This is a genomic window from Vibrio sp. 10N.239.311.G01, from assembly GCF_041465805.1.
Taxonomy (GTDB): domain Bacteria; phylum Pseudomonadota; class Gammaproteobacteria; order Enterobacterales; family Vibrionaceae; genus Vibrio; species Vibrio crassostreae_C.
In genome coordinates this window covers 251,956-277,046 of sequence record NZ_JBFSRM010000002.1, presented here as the reverse complement: position 1 = coordinate 277,046, position 25,091 = coordinate 251,956, and the positions used below count along the sequence as shown (strand labels likewise).

23 protein-coding genes and 1 pseudogene are annotated in these 25,091 nt (G+C 46.5%); 19 read left to right on the top strand and 5 right to left on the bottom strand.

The genetic code is table 11. The features are described 5' to 3' along the window. Window positions 1-373: 373 nt before the first annotated feature. Genes hppD through maiA form a run of 4 tightly spaced genes read left to right on the top strand, consistent with a single transcriptional unit; the run spans window position 374 to window position 4,390 of the window. The gene (hppD, locus tag AB6D06_RS02650) at window positions 374-1,447 is read left to right on the top strand and encodes a 4-hydroxyphenylpyruvate dioxygenase (protein WP_372099560.1); all 1,074 of its coding nucleotides are present in this window, start codon (window positions 374-376) and stop codon (window positions 1,445-1,447) included. Beyond that, entirely contained in the window at window positions 1,440-2,615 is a 1,176-nt protein-coding gene (locus tag AB6D06_RS02645) for a homogentisate 1,2-dioxygenase (RefSeq protein ID WP_108099852.1), read from the top strand. Before hppD ends, AB6D06_RS02645 begins: the two co-directional genes overlap by 8 nt. A gap of 9 nt (window positions 2,616-2,624) precedes the next feature. After that, window positions 2,625-3,662 carry a fumarylacetoacetate hydrolase family protein gene (locus AB6D06_RS02640; protein WP_017072323.1) on the top strand — a complete coding sequence of 346 codons (1,038 nt, stop codon included), beginning with the start codon at window positions 2,625-2,627 and terminating at the stop codon, window positions 3,660-3,662. 38 nt (window positions 3,663-3,700) lie between these two features. Next, entirely contained in the window at window positions 3,701-4,390 is a 690-nt protein-coding gene (maiA, locus tag AB6D06_RS02635; RefSeq protein WP_372109910.1) for a maleylacetoacetate isomerase, read from the top strand. A gap of 253 nt (window positions 4,391-4,643) precedes the next feature. Here maiA and AB6D06_RS02630 read toward each other — a convergent pair whose 3' ends face one another. From AB6D06_RS02630 to murQ, 4 genes are read right to left on the bottom strand one after another with little or no spacing between them, the layout of a single operon-like run. Continuing rightward, complete coding sequence (locus tag AB6D06_RS02630; protein WP_017065119.1) at window positions 4,644-5,636, bottom strand: OmpG family monomeric porin; 993 nt, start codon at window positions 5,634-5,636, stop codon at window positions 4,644-4,646. Window positions 5,637-5,657: 21 nt separating this feature from the next. After that, window positions 5,658-7,553: a glycoside hydrolase family 3 protein gene (locus AB6D06_RS02625; protein ID WP_372109920.1), complete on the bottom strand. Its 1,896-nt coding sequence runs from the start codon at window positions 7,551-7,553 to the stop codon at window positions 5,658-5,660. Window positions 7,554-7,565: 12 nt separating this feature from the next. Next, window positions 7,566-9,017 carry a PTS N-acetylmuramic acid transporter subunit IIBC gene (gene murP / locus AB6D06_RS02620; protein WP_017065117.1) on the bottom strand — a complete coding sequence of 484 codons (1,452 nt, stop codon included), beginning with the start codon at window positions 9,015-9,017 and terminating at the stop codon, window positions 7,566-7,568. Window positions 9,018-9,045: 28 nt separating this feature from the next. Beyond that, on the bottom strand, window positions 9,046-9,948 hold the full coding sequence (gene murQ / locus AB6D06_RS02615; RefSeq protein WP_372109909.1) for an N-acetylmuramic acid 6-phosphate etherase: 903 nt from the start codon (window positions 9,946-9,948) through the stop codon (window positions 9,046-9,048). A 227-nt stretch (window positions 9,949-10,175) separates the two neighbouring features. Between murQ and AB6D06_RS02610 the strand changes: the two genes are divergently transcribed. Further along, a complete protein-coding gene (locus tag AB6D06_RS02610) occupies window positions 10,176-11,030 on the top strand; it encodes an SIS domain-containing protein (RefSeq protein WP_017065115.1) in 855 nt (284 codons plus the stop codon). Between the two features lie 47 nt (window positions 11,031-11,077). Here the strand turns inward: AB6D06_RS02610 and AB6D06_RS02605 are convergent, their stop codons facing one another. Continuing rightward, window positions 11,078-13,117, bottom strand: a complete 2,040-nt coding sequence (locus AB6D06_RS02605) for an acetoacetate--CoA ligase (protein WP_372109908.1) — start codon at window positions 13,115-13,117, stop codon at window positions 11,078-11,080. A 199-nt stretch (window positions 13,118-13,316) separates the two neighbouring features. On the opposite strand from AB6D06_RS02605, the gene phhA reads away from it, so the two are divergent. From phhA to AB6D06_RS02535, 14 genes and pseudogenes are all read left to right on the top strand, one after another. After that, complete coding sequence (gene phhA / locus AB6D06_RS02600; protein ID WP_372109907.1) at window positions 13,317-14,111, top strand: phenylalanine 4-monooxygenase; 795 nt, start codon at window positions 13,317-13,319, stop codon at window positions 14,109-14,111. Further along, complete coding sequence (locus AB6D06_RS02595; protein ID WP_017065112.1) at window positions 14,101-14,439, top strand: 4a-hydroxytetrahydrobiopterin dehydratase; 339 nt, start codon at window positions 14,101-14,103, stop codon at window positions 14,437-14,439. Before phhA ends, AB6D06_RS02595 begins: the two co-directional genes overlap by 11 nt. Before the next feature lie 141 nt (window positions 14,440-14,580). Beyond that, window positions 14,581-15,681, top strand: coding sequence for a Fic family protein (locus AB6D06_RS02590; RefSeq protein WP_372109906.1), 1,101 nt, complete (start codon window positions 14,581-14,583; stop codon window positions 15,679-15,681). A gap of 135 nt (window positions 15,682-15,816) precedes the next feature. Next, the gene (locus AB6D06_RS02585; protein WP_017066729.1) at window positions 15,817-16,323 is read left to right on the top strand and encodes a hypothetical protein; all 507 of its coding nucleotides are present in this window, start codon (window positions 15,817-15,819) and stop codon (window positions 16,321-16,323) included. A 217-nt stretch (window positions 16,324-16,540) separates the two neighbouring features. Beyond that, on the top strand, window positions 16,541-16,750 hold the full coding sequence (locus AB6D06_RS02580) for a DUF3283 family protein (protein ID WP_004732615.1): 210 nt from the start codon (window positions 16,541-16,543) through the stop codon (window positions 16,748-16,750). 96 nt (window positions 16,751-16,846) lie between these two features. Continuing rightward, window positions 16,847-17,563, top strand: a complete 717-nt coding sequence (locus AB6D06_RS02575; protein ID WP_010432326.1) for a YebC/PmpR family DNA-binding transcriptional regulator — start codon at window positions 16,847-16,849, stop codon at window positions 17,561-17,563. A gap of 161 nt (window positions 17,564-17,724) precedes the next feature. After that, a pseudogene (locus tag AB6D06_RS02570) lies at window positions 17,725-17,889 on the top strand (LysR family transcriptional regulator); the annotation flags it as partial. Between the two features lie 12 nt (window positions 17,890-17,901). Beyond that, window positions 17,902-18,777 carry an NAD(P)-dependent oxidoreductase gene (locus AB6D06_RS02565; protein ID WP_102428112.1) on the top strand — a complete coding sequence of 292 codons (876 nt, stop codon included), beginning with the start codon at window positions 17,902-17,904 and terminating at the stop codon, window positions 18,775-18,777. Between the two features lie 460 nt (window positions 18,778-19,237). After that, complete coding sequence (locus AB6D06_RS02560; RefSeq protein ID WP_017065104.1) at window positions 19,238-19,918, top strand: hypothetical protein; 681 nt, start codon at window positions 19,238-19,240, stop codon at window positions 19,916-19,918. A 46-nt stretch (window positions 19,919-19,964) separates the two neighbouring features. Then, window positions 19,965-20,663: an ABC transporter ATP-binding protein gene (locus AB6D06_RS02555; protein ID WP_372109905.1), complete on the top strand. Its 699-nt coding sequence runs from the start codon at window positions 19,965-19,967 to the stop codon at window positions 20,661-20,663. Next, a complete protein-coding gene (locus tag AB6D06_RS02550) occupies window positions 20,651-21,949 on the top strand; it encodes an ABC transporter permease (RefSeq protein ID WP_372109904.1) in 1,299 nt (432 codons plus the stop codon). Before AB6D06_RS02555 ends, AB6D06_RS02550 begins: the two co-directional genes overlap by 13 nt. Next, window positions 21,942-22,718 (top strand): outer membrane lipoprotein-sorting protein, encoded by a 777-nt coding sequence (locus AB6D06_RS02545; RefSeq protein ID WP_372057698.1) that lies wholly within the window; start codon window positions 21,942-21,944, stop codon window positions 22,716-22,718. Before AB6D06_RS02550 ends, AB6D06_RS02545 begins: the two co-directional genes overlap by 8 nt. A gap of 9 nt (window positions 22,719-22,727) precedes the next feature. Further along, window positions 22,728-24,020, top strand: a complete 1,293-nt coding sequence (locus tag AB6D06_RS02540; RefSeq protein WP_372109903.1) for a hypothetical protein — start codon at window positions 22,728-22,730, stop codon at window positions 24,018-24,020. Then, window positions 24,020-25,054: a sensor histidine kinase gene (locus tag AB6D06_RS02535; protein WP_372109902.1), complete on the top strand. Its 1,035-nt coding sequence runs from the start codon at window positions 24,020-24,022 to the stop codon at window positions 25,052-25,054. Before AB6D06_RS02540 ends, AB6D06_RS02535 begins: the two co-directional genes overlap by 1 nt. Window positions 25,055-25,091: the final 37 nt, after the last annotated feature.

Here is a 25,091-nt window from a genome sequence, read left to right as displayed (position 1 = left end):
AGGTTTGATACTTCGTTCCATAAGAATACCGCTGGGATATGAAGCTTTTTAAAAGAGCATCACCTGTTTTGTGATGCTCTTTTTACGTTCAACATACACTTATCTCTTTCTGCTTTAGCCAAAAAAATCACTTGTAACAATTAAGTAACATCTCTTGCTTTGCTGTAAATCAAACCACCACTCTTCAATCCCTTGATAGCACTCACTTTCCTGTTGTGAGGGTTTGTGTGTAATAATTATTTTACAATTTGACGGGTTTTTAGCGTTATTGCCCATTTCCTTCGATGCATTCCAATCTTTCCGCTTGTGGGCCAAATTTAATTAAGGACAAAAAACACGTAATACAAAACCAATAGGTACAAGGAGAAAGTTCATGGTGGAGTCATACAACCCGCTTGGCACGGATGGATTCGAGTTTGTTGAATACACGGCCGTTGACCACAAGGGAATTGAGCAACTTAAAGCACTGTTTGTGTCACTTGGTTTTGCTGAGGTCGCCAAGCATCGCTCAAAAGAGGCTTGGCTGTATCGACAAGGTGACATCAACTTCATCGTTAATGAACAACCGCACAGCCAAGCGGAAGCGTTCGCTAAAGTGCATGGGCCATCGGTCTGTGGCATGGCTTTTCGTGTCAACGAAGCGACAGCTGCAATGGAACAAGCGTTTAAGGGCGGCGGTGAAGAGTACAAAACAGAAATAGGGCCGATGGAGCTGAGTATTCCTGCCATTTACGGCATCGGTGAAAGCCTGCTCTATTTTGTGGATCGTTATGGCAAGCAGAGCATCTATGACGTCGATTTCCGATTCTATGACGATGCGGAACAGCGCATGGCCGAAGCCAATGTTGGCTTGTATGAAATCGACCATCTCACGCACAACGTGAAACAAGGCAATATGGATGTATGGTCTGGGTTTTATGAGCGCATCGGTAACTTCCGCGAGATTCGCTACTTCGACATTGAAGGCAAGCTGACAGGCCTTGTGAGCAGAGCCATGACCTCGCCATGTGGCAAAATCCGTATCCCTATCAATGAGTCTTCCGACGACAAATCACAAATTGAAGAGTTCATTCGTGAATACAACGGCGAAGGTATCCAACACATCGCACTCGCCACCGATGATATCTACAAAACCGTGAAGACTCTGCGTGATCGCGGCATGGACTTTATGCCAACACCAGACACCTACTACGAGAAAGTTGATGATCGTGTGAAAGGCCACGGTGAAGATACCGATCTGCTGCGCGACCTACGCGTTCTGATTGATGGCGCGCCGACCAAAGACGGCATCTTGCTGCAAATTTTCACGCAGACAGTAATCGGGCCTGTGTTCTTTGAAATCATTCAGCGTAAAGGCAACGAAGGCTTTGGCGAAGGCAACTTCAAGGCGCTGTTTGAATCGATTGAAGAGGACCAGATTCGTCGAGGAGTATTAGACGATGCATAAATGGATCTCGTTTCCTCATCGGGAGGGGGTGTGCTCTAAACAAGCGCATGCCGACTTCCCCGAAGAGGCAATTTATGAGCGAGAGGCGGGCCGAAGTGGATTCTTCGGCCCTGCCGCTCATTTTCATCACCAACATGCCCCAACAGGTTGGTCGGAGTGGGAGGGCGATCTGCGCCCTCGCGCTTTTGATTTTACGCTGGTGGAAAAAGCCAGCCAGATAACCCCTTGGGCGGTGCCACATCTTTTGCACAATGCGGACTGCAAAATCCGCGTGTGGCGCATGGATGAGAAGATGGATTTCTTAGTGCGTAACTCCGACGGTGATGAGCTGCTGTTCATTCACCAAGGCAGCGCCGATCTCTATTGTGACTATGGTCATCTAGCGGTGAGTGAAGGGGATTACGTGATGATCCCGCGCTCGACCAACTGGCGTTTAGAGCCAAGCGAGCCGATGTTCATCTTGATGATTGAGAACACAGACGCGGCTTACTCCCTGCCAGAGAAAGGCATGGTCGGTAATCACGCGGTGTTTGATCCGGCGGTGCTCGACATACCTTCTATCAATGAGCAATTCCGCGCTCAGTATTCAGAAAATCAAACTCAGGTTCAGGTGAAACGCCACGACAAAGTCAGTGTGATCACCTATCCGTTCAATCCATTGGATGCAATTGGTTGGCATGGCGACTTAGCGGTGGTGAAAGTGAATTGGCGCGATATCAGACCGCTGATGTCACATCGTTACCACTTGCCACCGTCTGCGCATACGACCTTTGTTGGCGCAGGCTTTGTAGTGTGTACCTTTGTGCCACGCCCGATTGAGAGCGATCCAGGTGCGTTGAAAGTGCCGTTCTATCACAACAATGACGACTACGATGAAGTGCTGTTCTATCACGCTGGTGACTTCTTCAGCCGCGATAACATTGAAGCGGGCATGGTGACCTTCCACCCTGCAGGCTTCACGCATGGGCCTCACCCAAAAGCCTTTAAGGCAGGGCAAGCGTATAAGAAAAAGTTCACTGATGAAGTCGCGGTGATGATCGATACTCGCCATGCACTGCAGTTCTCTGATGAACTCGATAGCGTTGAGAACAAAGAATATGTCTACAGTTGGCAAGACACTGGTTTGCAAGAGACAGGTTCTCAAACCATGGCTGACGATAAGAAGTAAGGGACAAGGATGAAATTAGCAACCAAGAAAAATGGCACTCGCGACGGTCTATTGATGGTCGTAAGTAAAGATCTTAAACAATGTGTAGCTGCCACCGAAATTTTCCATGCGATGCATCTAGCGCCAACCATGCAGGTAGCATTGGATAACTGGGACAGCGTGGCTTCTCAGTTACAAGAGTTATACACCTCGTTAAATAACGGGCATGTGACTGGCAGTGAAGTGTTTGCATCTCAGTATTGTGAATCACCTCTGCCACGCGCATATCAATGGGCGGATGGCAGTGCTTATGTAAACCATGTTGAACTGGTGCGTAAGGCGCGTGGTGCTGAAATGCCAGAAAGCTTCTGGGTTGATCCATTAATGTATCAAGGCGGCTCAGATGCGTTTATCGGCCCTTGTGACAATATCGAATTTGCCAGCGACGGGTGGGGCATCGATTTCGAAGGTGAGGTTGCGATTGTGACCGGTGATGTACCGATGGGCGCTAGCGCTAAACAAGCGCACGACTCGATTCGCTTGCTGATGTTGGTGAACGATGTGTCGCTGCGCGGTTTGATTCCGGCGGAGCTTGCTAAGGGTTTTGGCTTCTTCCAGTCTAAACCGTCTTCTGCGTTCTCTCCGGTTGCGGTAACACCTGATGAGCTTGGCGAGCAATGGAAAGGCAGTAAGGTACATTTACCGTTGATATCGACCTACAACGACCAGCCTTTTGGTTGTCCGAATGCCGGTGTAGATATGACCTTCAATTTTGCAGAGTTGGTTGTGCATGCAGCTAAAACTCGACCATTATCGGCAGGCGCGATCATAGGTTCAGGCACGGTATCGAATAAGCAAGGCACTGACCACGGCACCTCAATTGCCGAGGGCGGCGTGGGCTATTCATGCATTGCCGAGGTGCGCATGATTGAGACGATTCGCGATGGCAAACCTTCGACTCAATTCATGTCGTTTGGCGACTCGATTCGCCTAGAGATGTTTGATACGGCGGGTGATTCCATTTTTGGTGCGATTGACCAAAAAGTTAGCCAATATCGAGCGTTATAGCCCATATTATAAAGATTCAGCTCGAGCGAGATCATTGTATGAATCAGAACATGACACTTTACGGTTATTGGCGCTCTTCGGCCGCCTATCGGGTGCGTATTGGATTGAACCTAAAGCAACTCGACTATGAGTCTAAATCGGTGCATTTGGTGCGTAATGGCGGCGAGCAGCATGATCCACAATATCGTGAGCTCAACGCCAGTGAGTTAGTGCCTGTGCTGGTGGATGGTGAAGTTAAACTCAATCAGTCGCTGACTATTTTGCAATACTTGGATGAAAGATATTTATGTGAGAGCAGCCCAGACTCCTTGTTGATTCCCGAGCAAACACCATTGCGCTATCAAGCGTTGGCAATGGCTCAGGATATTGCGATAGAAATTCACCCTCTGAACAACCTGCGCGTGTTGCAGTATTTGGAGCGGGAATTGTCGTGCGAGCAAGAGGCGAGAATGGACTGGCTTCATCATTGGATGAACCAAGGTTTCCGTGCTCTAGAAGAGAAACTGGCAAAGCACAGAAAAGCACACGGTGATTCGGTGTATAGCCTCACCGATTCACCATGCATTGTCGATATCTGCTTGGTGCCACAGGTGTATAACGCGCTGCGCTTTGGCGTTGATATGTCGCCGTTTCCGCTGATTAACTCAATTGTCGAAGCGTGCAATCAGTTACCTGCTTTTATTGAGGCGATGCCAGAGAATCAAGCGGATGCGAATGATTCCATGTAGATTCACTGATGTAAACGCAAATACTTTTCCCTTACGCTACCAAAACCGTTTTTGGACTATTCTGTTCTAGCCTGATTGCTCATTTAGCAATATACGAATATCTTCACGTATTGGAAAGTCGCTTGATTGAGTGTGCAGTTTTATTGGTGCAGATTAGTATCAATGAAACGGGAGAAGTCATGATCATTAGTATACCAACCGGAGAACGCGCCTCCGGTTGGTATGTTGTTACATCGAAAATATAATCAAGCTGTTACCACTTATACTTCCAACCCGCTTGAGCTAGATAGAATTTCTGGCTGTTGTCTGAACCACTGGTTAGGCCCGCAGACTTAGACTCATCCCACTTGGTTTCTTCGTAAGCCATACCTACCCACAACGTTGATTTAGGGCTCAGTTTATAGTCGATATTCAAACCTAAACGCAGCCCGTCGTCTGTCTCATTGACGACGTTGTAGTTGTTTGACGCATCATAGATTTTCTCGTTGATGAAGTAGCGGAAATAAGGCATCACGCTCCATTTGTCATTAATTTTAGTTGGGAAGTACCCACGAATCTGGTTTTGTTCCCAGTTCTTGTTTTGGTCGTTATCCCAAGTCCAATCGGTGTATAGGTAGACTTTTGCTGTGAAACTATCACTGTGTTTATACGCAAAACCATGCTCCGCTTCCCACTCGTAATCGTTCTCTCCTACGAAGCGATCATAGTAGTAAAACGCATCCCAGTAAGAGAATGAGAGTTTATCGGTGATCTTAAACTCACCACTAGGCATTATCCAGTACAGGTTGTTGCTGCCACGAGCATCTGTTCCCGGTGCAGAGTCGTTAGATTCTTTTCGGTATGTAGCGTTCAGATTAAAGACCACATCATCGTTGCGAACTAAGTTACGAGTCGCACCAATCTGAGTACGGTTTCGTTGAAACGAGTTATCTGTGTTATTTAGATCCTCAGTGATCGAACGGCGCGCCACTTTATGTTCAAGAAAATAGCTCCATTTGGAGTTAGGGCTATTAATGAATAGCTGTGCGACTGGGGTGAGTTTGTCTATCACTGCATTGCCATCAGGGTCTCTGTGCCCTTCAAACTTTTCCATTTCCATGTAAATGTTCGACGCAACGTTCCACTCAGAGGTAAAGTTTTGGGTTAGCTCTTCCGTTTCAACTTTTACGGCGTTGTCTTCAGTCGCAAGCGCGAGACTAGGTAGAAGCAGTGCTAGTAGGGTAGCTCCAGACTTTTTATTTATCATTTTTATTATTCCTAGGACGAATTATTGGTAGTTCACTGAATGGCCGAATGGGTAAATAACGTCACCGTTGTCATTTTTTACATCTACTGGAAGAGTTCCTGTTGGTGCGTTCAGAGGCAGTCCCGTTTGAGGGTTTAAAAACAAGGTGCGAATACCAGAGCTAATGTTTGCTTCAAGTGAATTGCGGTCATTGTTGGTCACGTCGAACCCTGTGATACCGTAAATAGCGATGTTCGCTTGTACACCGTCTACATGGGCAATGTCGTAAGGATTACGCGTTGAAATCATCACCAGTTTTTTGCCTTCAGCGTTCGCGATATCTACGATTTTCTGAGCATTTGCCGCGTGGCCCATTAGGTTGTATGTCGACATGATAATCAGATCGGATTTTACAATGGTGCTACGAAGCTCATTTTCATTTAAGTTATCTTCCATTAATGCCGCTTTCTGCTCGCTAATGAACATTGGGTGATTACCTGTCTCTTGTTTCACAACGTTCAGGTACTTGGTTACAAGTGCATTGCGGCTATCTTCATCAGAAATAACTAGGATATTGCTGGCTTCACTTGGATCGACAGGCAATACATTATTTTGGTTTTCAATAAGCGTGATTGATGCATCAGCGACCTTTTTCTCTTCAAGTTTGTTCGCTTCAGAGCCTACTGAGTCGATGGCAAACTGTTTGTCTGTGGTTTGGTAAACCAGACCCATTTGAAGCTTTTTCTTTATAACGCGAGTTGCGGCTTCTTTCATACGCTCAAGGAACTCTGGATTGGTTTCCATTTTGTCTTCTAGGTAGACAAATAGGCTTTCCAACTGTTTGATTTCATCTCGGTTGGTAATTTGAAGCGGCATCAAAGCAATATCAGCACCGGCGTAAAGTGAAGCGTGAACTGCGTAGTTGCGATCAAAGTTGTCAGCGATGGCCCCCATATCGAGCGCATCGGTCACAATTAGCCCATCAAAGCCAATTTTGTCACGTAAAACCCCAGTCAAAATAGGTTTGGAGAACGTTGCAGGGATTAGCATTTCTTTGTCACTTAAGGTCGCTTGGATCATAGTGTCATCCACGCTTGGTAGCGTCACGTGCGCTGACATTATGGAATCGGTACCGTGCTCAATCGCGTACTTAAATGGAGCGAGGTCGATCGCTTCCCACTCTTCTCGTGAGTAGCTGACTTCTGGTAAATCGTAGTGTGAATCGACGCTCACGTTGCCATGCCCAGGAAAGTGCTTCAGTGCACTGATCACGCCAGCTTCATGAATACCATCCATGTAGGCGGTAGACATTTCATTGATCACATCAACATTGCTGCTGTACGAGCGCACACCAATGATCGGGTTGTTCTGGTTCACATTGACATCAACCACAGGGCCGAAGTTGTAGTTAATGCCTAAAGCGGACAGCTCTGAGCCGTGAATCTTGCCAGCAACGTAAGCATTGTTCGCGTCACCAGAGGCAGCTAGCGCCATGTTTCCTGGCATCTCTGTGCCATTCTGCAATCGAGTGACGTAACCGCCTTCTTGGTCAGTCGCGATGAGAAGAGGTAGGTTACTGCTCGCCTCTTGCAAGGCATCAGTGAACTCGACGATTTGATTCGAATTCACTAGATTTTGGCGAAATAGAATTACACCGCCGATATGGTAGTCGGTGATCATCGAGCTTATGTCATGGTTAATTCGAGTTACAGGGATCTCTTCATCGGTGTATGGTTCTTTGCCCCACGAGCGAAAATCCATCATCAATGTTTGACCGATTAACTCTCTGTTATTCATCGTACTTACGACGCTTTCAGCGTATTTTTCTGGTTGTTGCTGGTACTGCTCTAGGTCTTGATTACTGAATTTATTCATGCCACTCGAACAACCCACAACAGACAATACTGCTGTACTCAAAATGATCTTATTCAATTTCATCACTGCTTTTACCTAAGTTAAATCAACGTTTTTGGAACCAAACATGTACGTAGCAAAGAAACCCACGACATACGAAATAAGAAGACCAATAACAAACACCGCCATCCCTGCAAAAATACCGCTGTTAGAAGTCATTAATGGCACAGCGACGATACCCGATGGGCCAAACACTGTATTTAAACCGACTGGCATCCCTAAGTAAGAGACCAATCCAATAAAGAACCCGCCTGCTGCACCGCCAATACAAGCGGTAACAAACGGTTTTACTCGTGGAAGTGTGACGCCGTAAATCAGCGGTTCACCTATACCCAACAAACCAGGCACAATAGCCCCTTTGACTTGAGTGCGAAGAAGAGAGTCTTTTTGGGCTTTGAAGTACAACGCCATTGACGCGCCGACCTGACCGCCACCCGCCATCGCCAAGATTGGGAACAGAGAGTTAAAGCCTTGCGCTTCCATAAGTGCAAAATAGACAGGAACAAACCCTTGGTGAATACCAAACACGACAGAGATAAGAAATAGGCCAGCCAGTAAAGCGGCACCAAATGGGTTGTCGTTTAAGTTAAGGAATAACCAAGACATGCCTTTGAACAACTCGCCACCAATCGGCATGATCAACAAGTAGGTGACCGCGCCCATAATGAGAAGCGTGACGACAGACGTTAGGATCATATCGAGGTCATCGGGCATGTATTTTCGAACCAGTTTCTCTACGTAAGCACCGGTGATTGCCGCGAGTAATACCCCAATGATGTTGCCACGCGGGTCGATAGAGAATCCGAAAAACTCATTCATCCCTGAGTAGACGCCGGACGTGGCGGTTGGGTCATATCCCAAGACGAACAGTGAAGCCAGAATCGCCCCGTTAACGCCAGAGCCGCCAAAGGCTTGCTGGGCGTTATAGCCAATCAGAATGCTCAAAAAGGCAAAAAGGCCGGTACCAAATACTTTCATGTAGGCAACAAGGTCTAACAGCGACTTGCTTGGTTCTTGATCGATAATGTAGGTCTGCTCAAGTAAGGTTGCAAAACCAAGCAACAGACCCGCCGCGATAAAGCCAGGGATTAAGGGGGTAAAGATGGTAGCGAACTTACTAAGAAATCGCTGTACTCCACTGGTTTGCTTGCTCTTCATTTGCTTTTTTTGTTCAGCCGCAACCGTAGACAAATCTTCCTCTGCATTAGTTTGTTTTACGGTCGCTTCAGGCTGCTCAAGCATCAAGCTGTTCATCAGCTCAGAAGCTTGTTGCGCTTTACCTGGCCCAAGAATGATCTGAAGTTGTTCGTCACTCTCAACCACACCCAGAACGCCTGGGGTTTTCTTGATGGTATCCAGAGACGCTTGATTGATGTCTACGAGGGCTAAACGTAAGCGGGTCATGCAGTTCCCACATTTACGAATGTTGCCACTGCCGCCAACGGCCAACAGTAAAGCTTCAATCATGGTAGGCGTTATTTTTGCCATTTGAATTACCTTTTATAACTGAATTTAATTATTCGTCGGCGAGTGCAGTTCGGATGAAACCACCGCTTTTATTGAGTCGTGCACAGGCTTCTTCGGCGCTGATGCCAGCCAAAATCATGAGAATTGCGGTTTTGCAGTTGTTATTACAAGCGTTAAGCGCATATTCAGCGTGTTTGCTGTCAACTCCGGTTGCTTCAATAACAATGTTGATTTGACGTTGGACGAGTTTGGCGTTGGTCGCCTCTACATCAACCATCAAATTTCCAAACACTTTCCCACTGCGGATCATGGCGCCGCTGGTCAACATATTGAGAACCAATTTCTGAGCGGTACCGGCCTTCATTCTTGATGACCCAGTCACCACTTCAGGGCCGACAACTGGAGTAATCGCAATGTCTTCGGAATTTGCCATTGGAGCTCCGGGGTTACATGAAATTGACACAGTGGTCGCTCCGATGAATCGAGCATAGGTGAGGCCACCCAACACATATGGAGTTCGACCGCTCGCGGCTATTCCGACGACTACGTCTGACTCTGTTAGCGCCAACGATTTTAAATCTGCTTGTGCGAGCGCAGGATCATCTTCCGCGTTCTCTACAGCTTTTAAGATGGCTTGGTGCCCGCCAGCAATAACGCCAATGACTTGTTCAGGGCTCGTGCCATAAGTCGGTGGGCATTCGCTTGCATCTAAAATGCCTAAGCGCCCAGAAGTGCCAGCGCCGATGTAGATTAATCGGCCACCTTTTGCAAAAGCACTTGTGATCGCGTCAACGGCTTTTGCAATGTGAGGAAGGACTTCTTCTACGGCTAACGCAACACGTTGGTCTTCTTTGTTGATGACGGCTAGCATGTCAATTGTTGATAGCTTATCAATGTCTGCGCTTGCAGGATTGCGGCTCTCTGTAACCAAACGGTTCAAATCGATCTTCATTACTTGTTCTCTTACCCAATACAAACTGAGGGCGATACTAAAGAATAAAATATTCCGTTTGAGTGATAAAAATCACAGTTAGAGTTATTCTGAAGTGGTGATTTAGGTGGAATAATTGTGATAAATTTATACTAAATCCCAGGCATTCCGACTTAAGTGGCGGTTTGAACTGAATATTCATTATTATTCATTAGGAATATTTTATTCTAAAATAATCGAGGTGAAATGTGTCAGTCGTGAATAAAATTGTCAGCCGTCGTACTCAGCTCTCTGCCAATGCGAGAAAAATTGCGGATTGGATAACATCAAATGTGGAACAGGCAGCCTCATTGACAAGCCAAGAACTGGCGCAAGCGACCAACGTGAGTCAATCAAGTATCGTGAAATTTACGCAGCGAATTGGTTTTAAAGGCTACAGTGAATTCAAGTTAGCGCTGACGGAGGATATAGGTCGAAAGCACGCCATTCAAACCACCCCACTGCACAGTAATATTCTGGCCGATGACCCATTCAGCGTTATTTCTCAAAAGCTTGTGCAAGAAAAAACCGATGCGATGATCCAGACAACCAATGCGCTGTCACTTGATACCTGCACGGAAGCTATTCGACTGTTAGATGGTGCCAATAGAGTGCAAGTCGTGGGTATTGGAGGCTCAGCACTCACGGCAAAAGAGTTTAGCTTTAAATTGCTGAAATTAGGCATTACCGCTTTAGCAGAACAAGACAGTCACGTTCAGATAGCGATAGCCCGTACGCTTACCCCGCAAGATGTCCAAGTTGTTATTTCGTTTTCAGGGGAAAGAAAAGATGTGTTAATCGCCGCAGAAACAGCAAAGGAGCAAGGTGTTAAGGTCATCGCTCTTACCTCCGCTCGTAAAAGTAAACTTCGAAGCATCGCGGATTTATCCTTTGATACGATTGCTGATGAAAGCCAATACCGAAGTTCATCGATAGCATCCCGAACAGCTCAAAACATTATTACTGATTTGCTGTTCATTGCATTAGTGAAGCAAAGAGATGAATCAGCAAGACAGCTTATTGATGACATCAACTCAGATATTCGTCAGGTTTCGCATAGATAACTGGTTACTTTACTTTCTTCTAGCTTGGATTTTTTGAGATAGGAACACTAAAGCGAAACAACACTCTTTATCTCTTCCAAAACCTCGGCGTTAGCGATAGCCCCGAGGTTTTCTACATTTTTGCCATTGATCACCTGTTTCACAGCCAACTCCACCAGTTTGCCAGAGCGTGTTTTTGGCACGTCGCTGATCGCAAATATCTGGCTTGGCACGTGTCTTGGCGAACAAGAGGATTTGAGTTTGCTTTTGATGGCTGTCAGTAACTTTTCATCTAAACTCACACCTTGCTGCAGCTGAACAAACAGCCATACCTGTTCATTGCGGTCGATGTTTTTACCGACTGCTATCGAATCGATGATGCCGTCAATGGTGTTCACTTGCTGATAGATTTCGGCCGTACCAATTCGCACGCCACCGGGGTTGAGTGTGGTGTCGCCTCGCCCGTAGAACAGGTAGCCGCCATGTTCGCTCTGTGCGACTTCATCACCGTGATGCCACACATTGTCGAACCTATCCCAATAGGTGCTGTGATAGCGCTCTCCGGTGTCATTCCAAAAGCCAGCGGGGAAGTTGGGTAGGGAGTTGGTGCATACTAATTCGCCACGTTCGTGATCGACCTTTTGACCAGACGAATTGAACACCTTGATGTCGACGCCGAGCCCGGCCTGTTGGCACTCACCGCGATACACAGGCGAGATTGGGTTACCCAAAACAAAGCAGCCACAAATATCCGTGCCGCCAGAAATCGACGCTAAATGCAGGTCTTGCTTGATGTGCTTGTAAACGTAATCGAACTGCTCTGGGTAAAGCACAGAACCCGTCGAGCACAGTGTTCTTAATTGAGGCAGAGAGTGGCTGTCGATTGGTGAGAGTTCGGCTTTCTCAATCGCTTCTATGTACTTGGCTGAGGTGCCAAATGTCGATACGTCAGCACGCTGCGCTAAATCCCATAGAACGTTAGGTTGCGGGTAAACCGGGCTACCATCAAAGATAACCAAACAAGCACCGCTGGCGAGCGCAGATACGTGCCAGTTCCACATCATCCAACCACAAGTGGTGTAGTAGAACACGCGATCTCTTGGTTTAATATCGCAATGAAGCTGATGCTCTTTTAGGTGGTTGATGGTAGTGCCACCGACAGAATGCACTATACATTTGGGTTTGCCTGTGGTGCCGGAAGAGTAGAGTACAAACAACGGTTCATTGAAGCCGACACGAGTAAATCGAAGAGGTTTTGTCTGATAGTGATTAATGATGCTGTGCCAGCTTAGAATCGACACATCATGTTCAACTTTTTTCTTCTCTAAATCGCTCTTCTCTAAGTCATTACTCGGTTTCAAATAACCGATCTCACACACCTGTTTTAATTCGTTTAAGTGTTCGATGATTTCACGGTTCTTGCCCGCCATATCGAACGTTTTGCCATTGAAGGTGTAACCGTCACAGGTGAACAGCACCTTAGGTTTCACCTGTCCGAATCGCTCAATCACACTCTCTACTCCAAAATCAGGCGAGGTCGATGTCCAAATCGCGCCTAAGCTGGTGGCGGCTAGCATTGCGACCACGGTTTGTGGCAGATAAGGGGTATAAGCGGCAACTACATCACCTTGCTCCACGCCACAATCCAGGAGCCACTGTTGAACACTAGAGACTTCCTCACACAAGGTTTTCCATGTGTAGCTTTGCTGCTCGCCACGTTCATTTTCAAACCAAATCGCAAGCTCGTTTGGCAACGTTTTTGCTGAATGCAGCAAGTTTTCTGCGTAGTTAACTTGAGCATTCGGAAACCACACCGCATCCCGATTCGATTTAGGCTGCTGCCAGCGGCTCCCACCTTGAGCTTTGATGGTCTCGCTTTCTGCCTTGTTTATAGAGTCTTGTGAGCCGACTACTCCACAAAACTGCCACACGTTTTGCCAAAACGATTCCGGCTGAACTACAGACCATTGGTGGAGTTCGGCATAGTTTTTTACGTCCCTATCTAGGTTTAACCAAGACTGTTCAAGGCTATCGATGAATCGGGTTAAGTTGGCATTGGCGATACGCTGCTCGCTTGGCTGCCAAATGGGCTTATTGCTTTCGTGCATTCCTTTACCTTTAACAAAAAGTTAACGTTTTCAGTCTGGTATTTAGGTTTTACAAAGTCAAAAGTTCAGCAAAATAAGCGCTTGGTGGAATTGTGTAAATAAAATGTTACACGATCGCTTGTTTCGAAAAATCGCGCAAATTGGCGCTTATAAGGAGTGGAGATAGGCTTAAAGTGAGACATTCGAAAGGAGGTGTGTAATGACTCAATATCATTCTAAGCCCGTGAGCCAAGAGGGATGGGTTGAGTGGAGCCTCGAAGAAGATGCCATTTGGCACGACTTGGTGAAAAGGCAACTGGACGTCATTAGTGACCGCGCTTGCGATGCCTATTTGCACGGTCTGACCTTGCTGGATCTACCATTAGACAGAGTTCCCCAGCTGCCAGAGATAAATAAAGTGCTAATGGAAACAACCGGTTGGCAAGTTCAGCCTGTGCCTGCATTGATCGATTTCGACCGATTCTTTGATTTGCTCGCCAATAAGAAATTCCCAGTTGCGACATTTCTGAGAACGCGAGACGAGTTCGATTACTTACAAGAACCTGATTTCTTTCATGAAATTTTCGGCCATTGTGCCATGCTCACTAATGCCGATTTCGCGGCTTTCACTGAGCATTATGGAAAACTAGGCCAAGCCGCCACATCTAAACAGCGCGCTTATCTTGCCCGTTTGTATTGGTTTACGGTTGAGTTCGGTTTAGTAAAAGAAGGCCAACAACTGAAAATCTATGGCGGTGGCATTCTTTCGTCTCCAGCGGAAACTATGTATGCGTTGGGAGGGGATTTGGCCGTTCGCGAGCGGTTCGATCTGCAAACGGTTTTAAGAACGCCTTATCGTATCGACATCATGCAGCCGAAATATTACGTGATCGACGAGCTATCTGAGCTCTTTAAAATCAGTCAGGAAAACCTATTAAAGCAAGCTGATCTCGCCATCGATGCGGGGTTACTACCACCACTTTTTGAACCCAAGGAACCAACACATGTTGAATGAACAAAAATGCGAAGCCTGCAGTATCGACGCGATTGCCCTAAGTGAAGATGAACAACAATCTTTACTGTTGGAGTTGTCAGACTGGCAGATCATCGAAAGAGACGGCATCCCGCAGCTTGAGAAGGTGTTCAAGTTTAAGAACTACAAGCAAGCATGGGCATTCAGCAACATAGTGTCAGAACTGGCAGAAGAAGAGTTCCACCATCCTTCGATCTTATTGGAGTGGGGCAAAGTCACCGTCACTTGGTGGAGCCACTCAATCAAAGGCCTGCACAAAAATGACTTCATCTGCGCCTCACGCTGCGATGTGTTCGCGGTGAGTGAATAGTTTTGTAGGTTAGGAGTTACTCTTGCAACCTCTGTGATGCGATTAACTCATTATTCGGCTCATAATGTGAGTTGAATAATTGCCTTAAACAGCTCATAGTATGAGTTGAATAAGTGATACTTTCGCATCATGGGGTGTAATATGTGGATTTGGCAGCAAGATAATTGGCCAAACTTTGTTTGGGATAATCAGAAAATAGGCGTGAGGTTAAGAGAAGTACGGCTTAATCAGGGCATTCTATTGGGCAAGATTACCTCACAGTCGGCAGATCAATCCCAAACCATGCTCGACACCTTATTAGCGAACATAGTCCATTCCTGTGCGATTGAGGGAGAAAAGCTTAATGCTTTCTCGGTCCGGTCTTCTTTAGCCAATAAACTCGGTGTCAGTGAAGATCGACCTTTTCCAACGACAGAACAAACCGATGGCCTAGCTGAAATTATGTTGGATGCGGTGCAGAACCTAACAGAGCCACTAGCGCTTGATAGGATCTTACATTGGCACGATAGACTGTTTCCTCAAGGCTACACCATGTTTAACCCTGTAGTTGGAGGTCAGCTACGAGGTGACGCTCCGATGCAAGTGGTATCAGGAAGAATTGACCGCCCAACCGTGCACTTTGAAGCGCCTAGCCGAGACATTCTTGATGCTGAGCTAGATACATTTATCAAATGGTTTAATGATTCACTTACCGACGCCACACTCGATCCTCTATTGCGAGCCGCAATCACTCACCTTTGGTTTATCACCTTACACCCGTTAGATGATGGTAATGGTCGTATTACTCGATTGTTGACCGACTTGGCGTTAGCACAGGCCGAGCAGCAGTCGGTACGCTTCTATGCGATGTCGGTGGGAATTCTCGCTAACCGCAAGCATTACTACGAGATATTGGAGCGAACCCAGAAAGGGGGACTCGATATTAGCGAATGGTTGATGTGGTTCTTAGATACGTTAGACGAGACGTTTACAGGGGTTTTCGCTGAGGTCGACCAAACTGTATATAAGACCAACTATTGGCGCAGCATCGACCAAACCAAGCTTACAGCAGAGCAAGTAAAAGTGCTGAATAGGATGCTCGATGGTGATTTTTCAGAAGGTATCAATGCCAGCCAATATCAGAAAGTAGCAAAGGTGAGTAGTGCCACAGCAACACGTCATTTGAACGCTTTGATTGAGCATGGCTGCTTAGTTAAATCTGGTTCTGGTGGTAGAAGCACGCGCTATCTGTTGCCGGAGTAGGGCTCACTTCAATTTATATACTTAAAGGTGCTGAGAATGTTGGCAGTTCTTTAGCCACAGAAGGTTGTTAAACGAGCCAACTTATAGGTTAAATCTCGCTCCTTCTTTTTACTACTATTAAAATGTGCAAATACAATGACAAATGAAGAAATACAATTATATAACGATATAGTTAAGTCTGGGTTTCCTGTATTAGGGACATTATGTGGTGGTTTAGTTGGTGCAGCATCAACTTATCTTTTAACAAAGTTGAATAACGACAATGACGAAAAGAAAGACGCTCAAAAGCTGCGGAATGATCTGTTAATGAAAACTGCAAATGATGTAGCAGAATTTGAGCATTTAATGGCGATTTATACGACTACATTAGCGAATTATCTAAGAGATCAAGTCGATGACGGCTCTTTGAAAACAGCTTACCTAAATTCATTCAATAGTAATCTAACTTTGCGTAAGGCTAGAATGAATCTCCATATTCTCGGAATGGAAGCATCGTTAGAGTTATTAGAAGGGTATGTTGAGGCTACAAGAGAAGTGCTAGCTTATGGAAAGCGGTTAGATATAAAAAGAGCTATTGAACTAAATCAGAAGATATCTAAGGGTCCAATTTTATTCTATCAATCATTATCGATCGATCCTTAACGCCTTTTTGTTGTTTAGTAAGCTAACTTTCAAAACTCTGCTTTTCACTTTTTAGTTGCTCTTCACCAAACGCACTTTCCCAAACTAGCTTGACCTGCATCAGTGACTTGCTTGGTTTCGGGTCTCATAAACCCTTTCTGTTACTCATAGTATTGGTTTTATGAGGCTGCTCTATGATATATTTCTCGGCCAAGTGTATTACAGACGAAGGCTAGCAATGTCTATCAACCTTTCACTCCTTCCACCCAGCGAGAAAAATAAAATCGAACTGGATAAGCAAGCATCGTTTCTTGTATGGAAACTGAAGCAAGCGAAATGTGGCCCTGAAGCCATTGTTGAAGAAGCAATGAAGCTAGGTGACCCAGAAGAAAAGGCTTGGTTTGATCAGTCTGTAGAAAAATACAAACGGGTAATGGGTGTCGCATAAACGCAGACAAACCTTGCCCAGCAGTGCTGTAGAATTGAAATGACACAGTAATTTGCTAGAATTTGCACCGTTAATTGAATCAGAGAGAAGATCCCGATGGGAAGAAGTTTTGAAGTGCGCAAGGCCTCAATGGCGAAAACTGCAGGCGCAAAAATTAAAGTTTATTCTAAATACGGTAAAGAGATTTACGTACTGGCTAAGAACGGCAGCTCTGACCCAGACATGAACCTACCTCTTAAGCACCTGATTGCTAAAGCGAAGAAAGACCAAGTACCAGCACACGTTATCGAAAAAGCGATCGATAAAGCGAACGGCGGCGGCGGTGAAGACTTCCAACCAGCTCGCTACGAAGGTTTTGGCCCAGGTGGCACAAGCGTAATCGTTGACTGTCTAACTGACAACGGCAACCGTACTTTCCAAGACGTTCGCCAATGTTTCGTTAAGACTGGCGCGAAAATCGGTGTTGAAGGTACTGTTTCTCACATGTTCGCTCACCAAGCTGTATTCCAGTTCAAAGGCGAAGATGACGAGATCATCCTAGAAACGCTTATGATGGAAGACGTAGACGTGACTGACGTTGAGCTAGAAGACGGTGTAATCACTGTATTCGCTCCAACGACTGAGTTCTTCAAAACGAAGACTGCACTAAACACAGCGTTCCCAGAGCTAACGCTAGACGTTGAGGAAATCACTTTCGTTCCTCAAACGACTACACCAGTAGCTGAAGAAGATTCTGAGAAGTTCCAGAAGTTCTTAGACATGCTTGACGACTGTGATGACGTTCAGCAGGTTTACCACAACGCTGAGCTGTAATCTTTACAGTAACAACAGTTATTAAAAAACCGAGCCTAGTGCTCGGTTTTTTTATGAACGTTATACCTGATTTTCCTTGATCATCGTTCCATAATGTACGGCTGACAAAGCGTTCTCTGGTCGCGATTTATCGCTGAACTTCATTATATTGTTCGTCTTATCCCGACATGAATTTGATTTAAGTACTCCCTGAGTATCATCGGGGTGATCGCCAAGCGTATTTAGTGTACAAAGAAAGAAAATATCAGCCAAAGGCTTTGACCCTGCTTATTGATGCATTGATTGAGAGTGTTCGATCTTTTCATAGCGATGGTTTGGTCAAATAAAAGGAGAAAGAAATGAAAGTAAGTTTTATCGGGCTAGGCGTTATGGGTTTCCCAATGGCAGGCCATCTAGTCAAAGCCGGTTTTGAAGTAACGGTATTTAACCGCACTCACAGCAAAGCGCTAGGCTGGGCTGATAAACACCAAGGTAAAGCGGCTGAATCTGTGGCTGAGTGTGTAGCGGAAGCTGACGTGGTATTGGTTTGTGTGGGTAACGATGACGACGTACGCAGCATGACAACCAGCGAAACAGGCGCATTGGCAGCGATGAAGCCAAACGCGATTCTTGTCGATCACACTACAACGTCTGCAGTTCTGTCTGAAGAGCTTGAAGTGGCAGCGAAGCAAGCCGGTATTCGCTTTATGGATGCACCTGTATCTGGTGGCCAAGCGGGCGCAGAAAATGGCGTGCTAACCATCATGTGTGGTGGCGAACAAGCGCTTTTCAACGACCTTCAACCTGTGTTCGAAGCTTACGGTAAGTCGTCAGTTCTTATGGGTAAAGTCGGCCAAGGCCAACGCGCGAAAATGGTTAACCAGATCTGCATTGCAGGAGTGTTGAATGGCTTATCTGAAGGCTTAGTGCTTGCTGAAAAATCAGGTTTGGATATCCCAACTCTGGTTGATTGCCTTAAAAACGGCGCTGCTGGCTCATGGCAGATGGAAAACCGTGCTACCACAATGGCACAAGACAAGTTCGATTTTGGCTTTGCAATTGATTGGATGATCAAAGACTTAGGTTTCTGTCTAGATGAAGCTGAGCGCCAAGGCATCCAGCTTCCACTGACTGAAAAGACCAACAACGCCTACAAGGCACTGTCTGCCGAAGGACAAGGCCGCATGGATACATCAGTATTGATGAAAGCCGTGGTTGAAGAGACAAAGAAGTAGAAAGATCGAAGTAATAGGAACTTCGTTTAGATAACTAAAAATAGCCGCTGATTAGCGGCTATTTTTTTGGTTTGAGCTCTGCCGAGTGCGTTAATCCAAAATAAATCCCCTCCTAGCCTCCCCTTGATTCATATGTAGATCCCTTGCTGATCGTGGAGAGGGGAGGAATAGAACATCGATCGTTAAAAGTGTCGATATATGTTCAGTGCTAAAGAAAGTTCTCCCCCTCTGCTAAAGATCTAGAGATATTGATGAACCCAGATTGAGGGGGAGTTAGAGGGGGAGGTAACTATGGCTAATTATGCGAATAGTGTTCGTCTAGTTCCTATAAGGTTGAGACCGCACTCACACCGCCTCTCAACCATTCACTCCTTATAATTACCATTCGTCGCATTGGTAAAACTGCACGACAAATTCTAGTTAACCTTTCAACGTCAACATTTGAAAGGGATTAGAAATCATGACTACTTCACACTCATTTAATTCAGGCTCTACAACTTCTGTGCTTAAGCGTTCATTGCTGATTGCTCTTGTTTCGTTTGCACCGTCGTTAGCTTTAGCGAACCCGAGTTCAGACGTGCTCGATATCTACAACCAAGCGGCGCAAGGCAATGAAGACTTGGTTGAGGTGGCTTATGAACGCCTTAATGACACGCTGCAACAAGACGGCGCTACGCCACTGACTTTAGTTTATTTAGGAAGCACAGAAACCCTGATGGGGCGTGATGCGTTCTTACCTTGGAACAAGATGAAGTATGTGGAGAGAGGCTTATCAACCATTGATAAATCACTGGTGCTGCTGAAAGACGAAGACCAACCAATTCATGAACAACCCCGTGTTCAAGGGCTGCCAGATTCTTACCTAACTCGCGCAATGGCCGCCGTTACTTACACCTCTCTGCCAGACATGTTTAATCATTTCGATCGTGGTTATGACCTGTTCCTCTCGCTATTGGCTGAAGATGCTTTCCAGCAACAGCATTTCGCTGTGACATCGTGGATTTACCGTTATGCGATTGAGGCATCGATTCGTGCTGAAGACCTAACGCAAGCACAAGCGTGGCTAGAGCAAATGGAAACGGCCGATGCCGACAACATCGAAACGATGACTGCGAAGGCCCTAATAGCGAAAGCGAAATAAAGGGCATGGAAGCTAAACAGTTGGTTAGTAATCAGAGGAAAACGGGATGATTGAATTTAAAGATATCGGCAAAGCATATGTCACAGGCGGTCAACGTGTTGATGCATTAAACGGGGTCGATGGCCATATCCAGCGCGGTGAAATGGTGGCGTTGTGTGGCCCGTCGGGTTCTGGAAAAAGCACACTTTTGAATATTCTTGGTTTTTTGGATATGAGCTATCGAGGACAGATCAATATTGATGGCCAACCGTATCCGACAGAGCAAATCGCCGCTGCACGCTTTCGCCGTCAGTCGTTGGGTTTTGTATTTCAGCGCTTCAATCTGGTTCCAGTGATGACGGCACTTGAGAACGTGGCCTACCCATTGATGTTGAACCAATGTTCGAAACAAGAACAGCAGACCAGAGCACAAGAGATGTTGGAGCGTGTTGGGCTAGGCGAATATGTACATCATCGCCCAGACAATCTTTCAGGCGGCCAGCAGCAACGTGTCGCGATAGCCAGAGCGCTAATCCACAACCCAAGCTTAGTCATTGCCGATGAGCCGACCGCTAGCTTAGACAGTCACACCGCCAACCTTGTGATCGACATTATGAAAGAGCTCGGCCATGAAATGGGCACCACCTTTATTGTCGCAACGCATGACCCAAGAATGGCGCAGCGTTGTGACCGAGTCATTGAACTTATCGATGGTCAACTGGCACTACAAGCCACAGCAATGGAGGCAATCTCATGGGCAAGTTAACACAAAGAATGAGCACTTTTTTGCTTCCTACCTCGGTGCGTTTGGCGTGGCTTAATTTATTGAGAAACGGTCGCCGTAGTCTGCTTTCGGTATTGATCATCGCAATTGCCGTATTTGCGCTGACCTCGGCTGGAGGTTTTGGGCTTTATACCTATGAATCTCTGCGTGAATCGACCGCGCGCGATACTGGTCATCTTACTTTGAGTACGCCGGGATATTTTGAGCAAGATGAAGACATGCCGCTGAGCAATGGTCTAGACAATGTTCAAGCCCTAACCAAGAGCATTATTGGCGACAGCAATGTGCGTGGGGTGCAGCCGCGAGTCTATTTTAGTGGTTTGGTGTCTAACGGAAGCAAGTCGAGCATCTTTATGGGAACAGGCGTTAATGAGCGCGAGTTCGACATGAAAGGACCTTTCCTTGACGTGCGCAGCGGTCAAACTCTCTCTGATGTGAAATCTCCCAGATACGACAGCCAAGAGCCACAAGTGATGCTGGGAACCGACCTTGCTCGCAACCTCAAAGTTGCGGTTGATGATTGGGTGACACTGCTCGCCACCACCAGTGACGGCGCATTGAACGCTTTTGATTTTAAGGTGCAGGGTATTTACTCGACAGGAGTGCCTGAGCTGGATAAGCGTCAGTTATACGTACACATCACCACTGCCCAAGAGCTTTTAGCGTCAGACAAAGTCAGTACCTTGTCGGTGTTCTTATTTGAGACAAGCAAGACCTCGACCGTTCAACAGCGTATCCAAACAGCTTTAGATCGAAATAGTGCGAGCCAAAGCGATCAAGGCACAGAGATCGAGATCACCCCGTGGCAAGATCGCGCGTTTTTCTACACCAAGGTTAAAGATCTTTACGACCGGATCTTCGGCATCATGGGCGCAGTTATGGCATTAGTGGTGTTCGTGTCGCTGTTTAATACTATGACCATGTCGGTGACGGAACGCACTCGAGAAATTGGCACCTTGTCAGCACTCGGCAGTTACCCCTCTGAAATCGTGGCAGGCTTCTTAAAAGAGGCGGGATTGTTGGCTGTGATTGGCAGCGCGATTGGCGCTTTAGTGAGTGGCTTAGTGTCGGTGTTATTGCTAGTGGTTGATATCCAAATGCCACCACCTCCCGGCAGAACCGAGGGTTACCCACTCAATATTTACTTCTCATTGGAATTGGTTGGTTACGCCACCTTGGGTGTACTGACGATCTGTTTGCTAGCCGCTTATTTCTCTGCTCGCAAAGGCGTAAATAAGCCAATCACGGAGGCGCTGGTTTATGTATAAATTTACTCGTTCACTCACTATTTTAGGTTCTGCGTTGGCTCTAGCATCGGCACCAAGCTGGGCTATCGATTCACAGCAAGTTACCGAGATGATTGCTAAGGCAGACAGCTACCGTTTGAACAGCGAACAGGCATCAAAAGTGGTTTCTCTGGTCGCGCTATATCAAGACGAGCAACTAGACAAAACCCGCGAATACAACGTCTACACAAGACCAAACCGAGAGTCGCTGGTCGTGTTCAAGTCGGCGGTCGAGGCGGGTCAAAAGATGCTGATGATAGAGGACAACTATTGGTTACTGATGCCGAAATCGCGCCGACCTATCCGAATCACACCAATGCAGAAACTCTTGGGTGAAGCTTCGGTAGGGGACATCTCAACGCTGACGTGGAGCGAAGATTACCAAGGTGAATGGGTTGCCGAGCAACAGGTTGAGATGCCGACTGGCGAGACACTCGATACCCATCACCTAAAGCTCGCGGCGAAAACCAAGGGTGCCAGCTATCAATCGATAGATCTGTGGTTAACGGCAGACCGAGCGTTTCCAATTAAAGCGGATCTGTATCTGCGTTCAGGAAAGCTGGCGAAACAAGCGTGGTTTGCTGAAGGCGTGCGTGATGGACTGCCAACAGTGATGTCGATGACCCTGCTCGATAAGATTCAACCAAGAAAGAAAACCGTGATTGAGTACCGCGAAGTGAGTGAACAAAGCTTGGCGGATAAATATTACAACCCTGCTTACTTATCACGTAATAGCGTGTCTGGTCTGTAGGTGAGCGTCATGAAAGCTTCCAATTGCCGATTCCACATCAAGTCTTCAATCGCTACTTTACTTGCCTTGTCTTGTGTGAGTAACACGATTCAAGCGGATGACCTGAGCTTGGCGTGGGACTGGCAACTGAGTGCAGAAGCCGTTGAATCGAGAGAGTCGCCATTTAGCCCTTTTGCATCTGATAATCGTCAGTCACTCAATGGTTTGTTGGATCTTGAAGTTGGATATGGCAATTGGCTTGGCCTGTTTGCCGTGAAAGCCAATGATATTTTGACTAATACTCCTCAAGACCAAGACGCGAGCTTTGAATCGGAATTCATTGCGCGCGAGCTGTTTTGGCAAGGTGGTGTTGAACTGTCTAATTCAGCGTTCGGTGATCACTACCTTGATGTGACACTCGGTAAGGTTCGCCTAGATTGGGGTGTTGGTTATGGCTACCGACCGTTAGACATTATCAAGCCTTACCGACAAAACCCTGTTGGCATTGTCGCAGAAGAGGGCGCCGGTGTGGCTTCAGCGTCACTGTTCGATATGACGGGCGAATGGACACTGCTTTACAGCGATTCGTCATGGACTTCCCAAGACGTAAATGAATTCGAAAAGCAGAATCAGCAACAAGGCTTTGGGATACGTCGTTACAATCTGGTTGGCGACCACGAATATCAGTGGGTCGCTTATTACGACGATGTACGCCATGGCTTACTTGGGGCGAGTTTAGTGTCGGTGTTGAATCTCGCTTGGGAGTTTCATGGCTCGGTGGTTTATCAGCGACAAAGCCTTGGCTACAGTCAGCCGGATTCAATGCTTAAACCGGTTTATCTTGAAGAGCAGGGCGAGGCTTATCAAGCGTTAGCAGGATTAACATGGGCCAATGACACGGGCCATAATGTGGTGCTGGAATACTGGTTTGATAGCCGTGCTTGGAGTCATTCTGAGTGGCAAAGCGCGATAGAAAGTGCAGAGTCTTTGTCGGTTAATCCGATGACATCTTCGTTGGTAGGTTCTTATGCGCAAGGCTATCAACACGCCAATTTGGTTCAACACAACCTCATGTTTCACTGGTCTTTGGACTCGACACATGGCTGGCTTGAAGATATCACGCCAACATTTGATGTCATGCTGTCTCCACAAGACGGTGGCTTTATTGCTACGCAGTGGCTCAATTATCAGGCTTTCGATAATGGCGATTCATCGTTGGAATTGGAACTTGCTGCACGCTTTCTAGGCGGTAAAAGTGATTCTGCTTACGCCAACTTACCGGATAGTCATATGATTCTTTTAAATATCAAAGGACGATTTTAATGGACACTTCTTCAAACAGTCGCTTTTCATGGATTAAAAGCTTCGCGTTCACTACGCTATTTTGCGTTCTTATTGCAATTACAACCAATACGATTTGGGGAGGCGGGTTTACGCTTAACTTGGCCATCAGCTTCGGCTTTGGCTACAGCGCAGTTGGCTCTTCGTTTGTGTTGGTTGAACTATTCAAAAGGAAATCAAAGGCATTTGATGTAGGGGTATCAATGGTGATTGCAATGACCCTTGGTACCTTGAATGCACACTATTGGTTGAACGGCTTTTTCGGCTCTAACCTTTCCGATCTTAAGTCTGTGATTCTGCTTGGTGTGATCTTTTGTTCCGTTTGTTATTACTATTTCTACACAAGAGAGCAGCAGCTACGTGCCGATAATGAATTAGAGGTGGCGAAGCGTCGCCAATCTGATCAAGAAAAGGTCGTTGTACTTAGCCAGTTAAAACAGCTGCAAAGCCAAATTGAGCCGCACTTCCTGTTCAACACGCTTGCGACCATCAATGTATTGATTGAGAGTGACAGCGCGAAAGCCAAGTTGATGCTCGAAAAACTGACTGACTTATTGCGTGTAACTCTGAAAAACAGCCGCACTGAACAATCGACCATCGCACAAGAGGTCGACTTGTTAGACGCTTATCTTAATATCCAAAAGATACGCTTGGGTGAGCGCTTAACGTTCTCGATTGAAACACACGAGATTAGCGATTTGCAGGTGATTCCACCGTTCTTGATTCAACCTTTGGTCGAGAATGCACTCACGCACGGCATCGAGCCCAAAGCCGCTGGTGGCCAAGTGAATATTCGTATTACTCAACAAGCACAGCAGCTAAAAATTGAAGTGGCTGATAATGGCGCTGGGTTGAAAACGCCTTCTACGAATACGGGTCACGGTGTTGGATTAAGCAATATTCGTCAGCGAATCGAAACCCTTTATGGTGATAAGGCGAGTCTAACGATTACTGAACCTGCTGAGGGCGGGGTAGCATCGACGATCTTGTTGCCGTTGACTGACGCAGCAGCTTAAAATGACAGACCCTAAAGCACAGAAAAGTGACGGCAAA

What these genes read in the sequence shown, in the direction of transcription:
- hppD (WP_372099560.1), top strand. Translation starts at nt 374, where the DNA reads ATGGTGGAGTCATACAACCCGCTTGGCACGGATGGATTCGAGTTTGTT.
- AB6D06_RS02645 (WP_108099852.1), top strand. Translation starts at nt 1,440, where the DNA reads ATGCATAAATGGATCTCGTTTCCTCATCGGGAGGGGGTGTGCTCTAAA.
- AB6D06_RS02640 (WP_017072323.1), top strand. Translation starts at nt 2,625, where the DNA reads ATGAAATTAGCAACCAAGAAAAATGGCACTCGCGACGGTCTATTGATG.
- maiA (WP_372109910.1), top strand. Translation starts at nt 3,701, where the DNA reads ATGAATCAGAACATGACACTTTACGGTTATTGGCGCTCTTCGGCCGCC.
- AB6D06_RS02630 (WP_017065119.1), bottom strand. Translation starts at nt 5,636, where the DNA reads ATGATAAATAAAAAGTCTGGAGCTACCCTACTAGCACTGCTTCTACCT.
- AB6D06_RS02625 (WP_372109920.1), bottom strand. Translation starts at nt 7,553, where the DNA reads ATGAAATTGAATAAGATCATTTTGAGTACAGCAGTATTGTCTGTTGTG.
- murP (WP_017065117.1), bottom strand. Translation starts at nt 9,017, where the DNA reads ATGGCAAAAATAACGCCTACCATGATTGAAGCTTTACTGTTGGCCGTT.
- murQ (WP_372109909.1), bottom strand. Translation starts at nt 9,948, where the DNA reads ATGAAGATCGATTTGAACCGTTTGGTTACAGAGAGCCGCAATCCTGCA.
- AB6D06_RS02605 (WP_372109908.1), bottom strand. Translation starts at nt 13,117, where the DNA reads ATGCACGAAAGCAATAAGCCCATTTGGCAGCCAAGCGAGCAGCGTATC.
- phhA (WP_372109907.1), top strand. Translation starts at nt 13,317, where the DNA reads ATGACTCAATATCATTCTAAGCCCGTGAGCCAAGAGGGATGGGTTGAG.
- AB6D06_RS02595 (WP_017065112.1), top strand. Translation starts at nt 14,101, where the DNA reads ATGTTGAATGAACAAAAATGCGAAGCCTGCAGTATCGACGCGATTGCC.
- AB6D06_RS02590 (WP_372109906.1), top strand. Translation starts at nt 14,581, where the DNA reads ATGTGGATTTGGCAGCAAGATAATTGGCCAAACTTTGTTTGGGATAAT.
- AB6D06_RS02585 (WP_017066729.1), top strand. Translation starts at nt 15,817, where the DNA reads ATGACAAATGAAGAAATACAATTATATAACGATATAGTTAAGTCTGGG.
- AB6D06_RS02580 (WP_004732615.1), top strand. Translation starts at nt 16,541, where the DNA reads ATGTCTATCAACCTTTCACTCCTTCCACCCAGCGAGAAAAATAAAATC.
- AB6D06_RS02575 (WP_010432326.1), top strand. Translation starts at nt 16,847, where the DNA reads ATGGGAAGAAGTTTTGAAGTGCGCAAGGCCTCAATGGCGAAAACTGCA.
- AB6D06_RS02565 (WP_102428112.1), top strand. Translation starts at nt 17,902, where the DNA reads ATGAAAGTAAGTTTTATCGGGCTAGGCGTTATGGGTTTCCCAATGGCA.
- AB6D06_RS02560 (WP_017065104.1), top strand. Translation starts at nt 19,238, where the DNA reads ATGACTACTTCACACTCATTTAATTCAGGCTCTACAACTTCTGTGCTT.
- AB6D06_RS02555 (WP_372109905.1), top strand. Translation starts at nt 19,965, where the DNA reads ATGATTGAATTTAAAGATATCGGCAAAGCATATGTCACAGGCGGTCAA.
- AB6D06_RS02550 (WP_372109904.1), top strand. Translation starts at nt 20,651, where the DNA reads ATGGGCAAGTTAACACAAAGAATGAGCACTTTTTTGCTTCCTACCTCG.
- AB6D06_RS02545 (WP_372057698.1), top strand. Translation starts at nt 21,942, where the DNA reads ATGTATAAATTTACTCGTTCACTCACTATTTTAGGTTCTGCGTTGGCT.
- AB6D06_RS02540 (WP_372109903.1), top strand. Translation starts at nt 22,728, where the DNA reads ATGAAAGCTTCCAATTGCCGATTCCACATCAAGTCTTCAATCGCTACT.
- AB6D06_RS02535 (WP_372109902.1), top strand. Translation starts at nt 24,020, where the DNA reads ATGGACACTTCTTCAAACAGTCGCTTTTCATGGATTAAAAGCTTCGCG.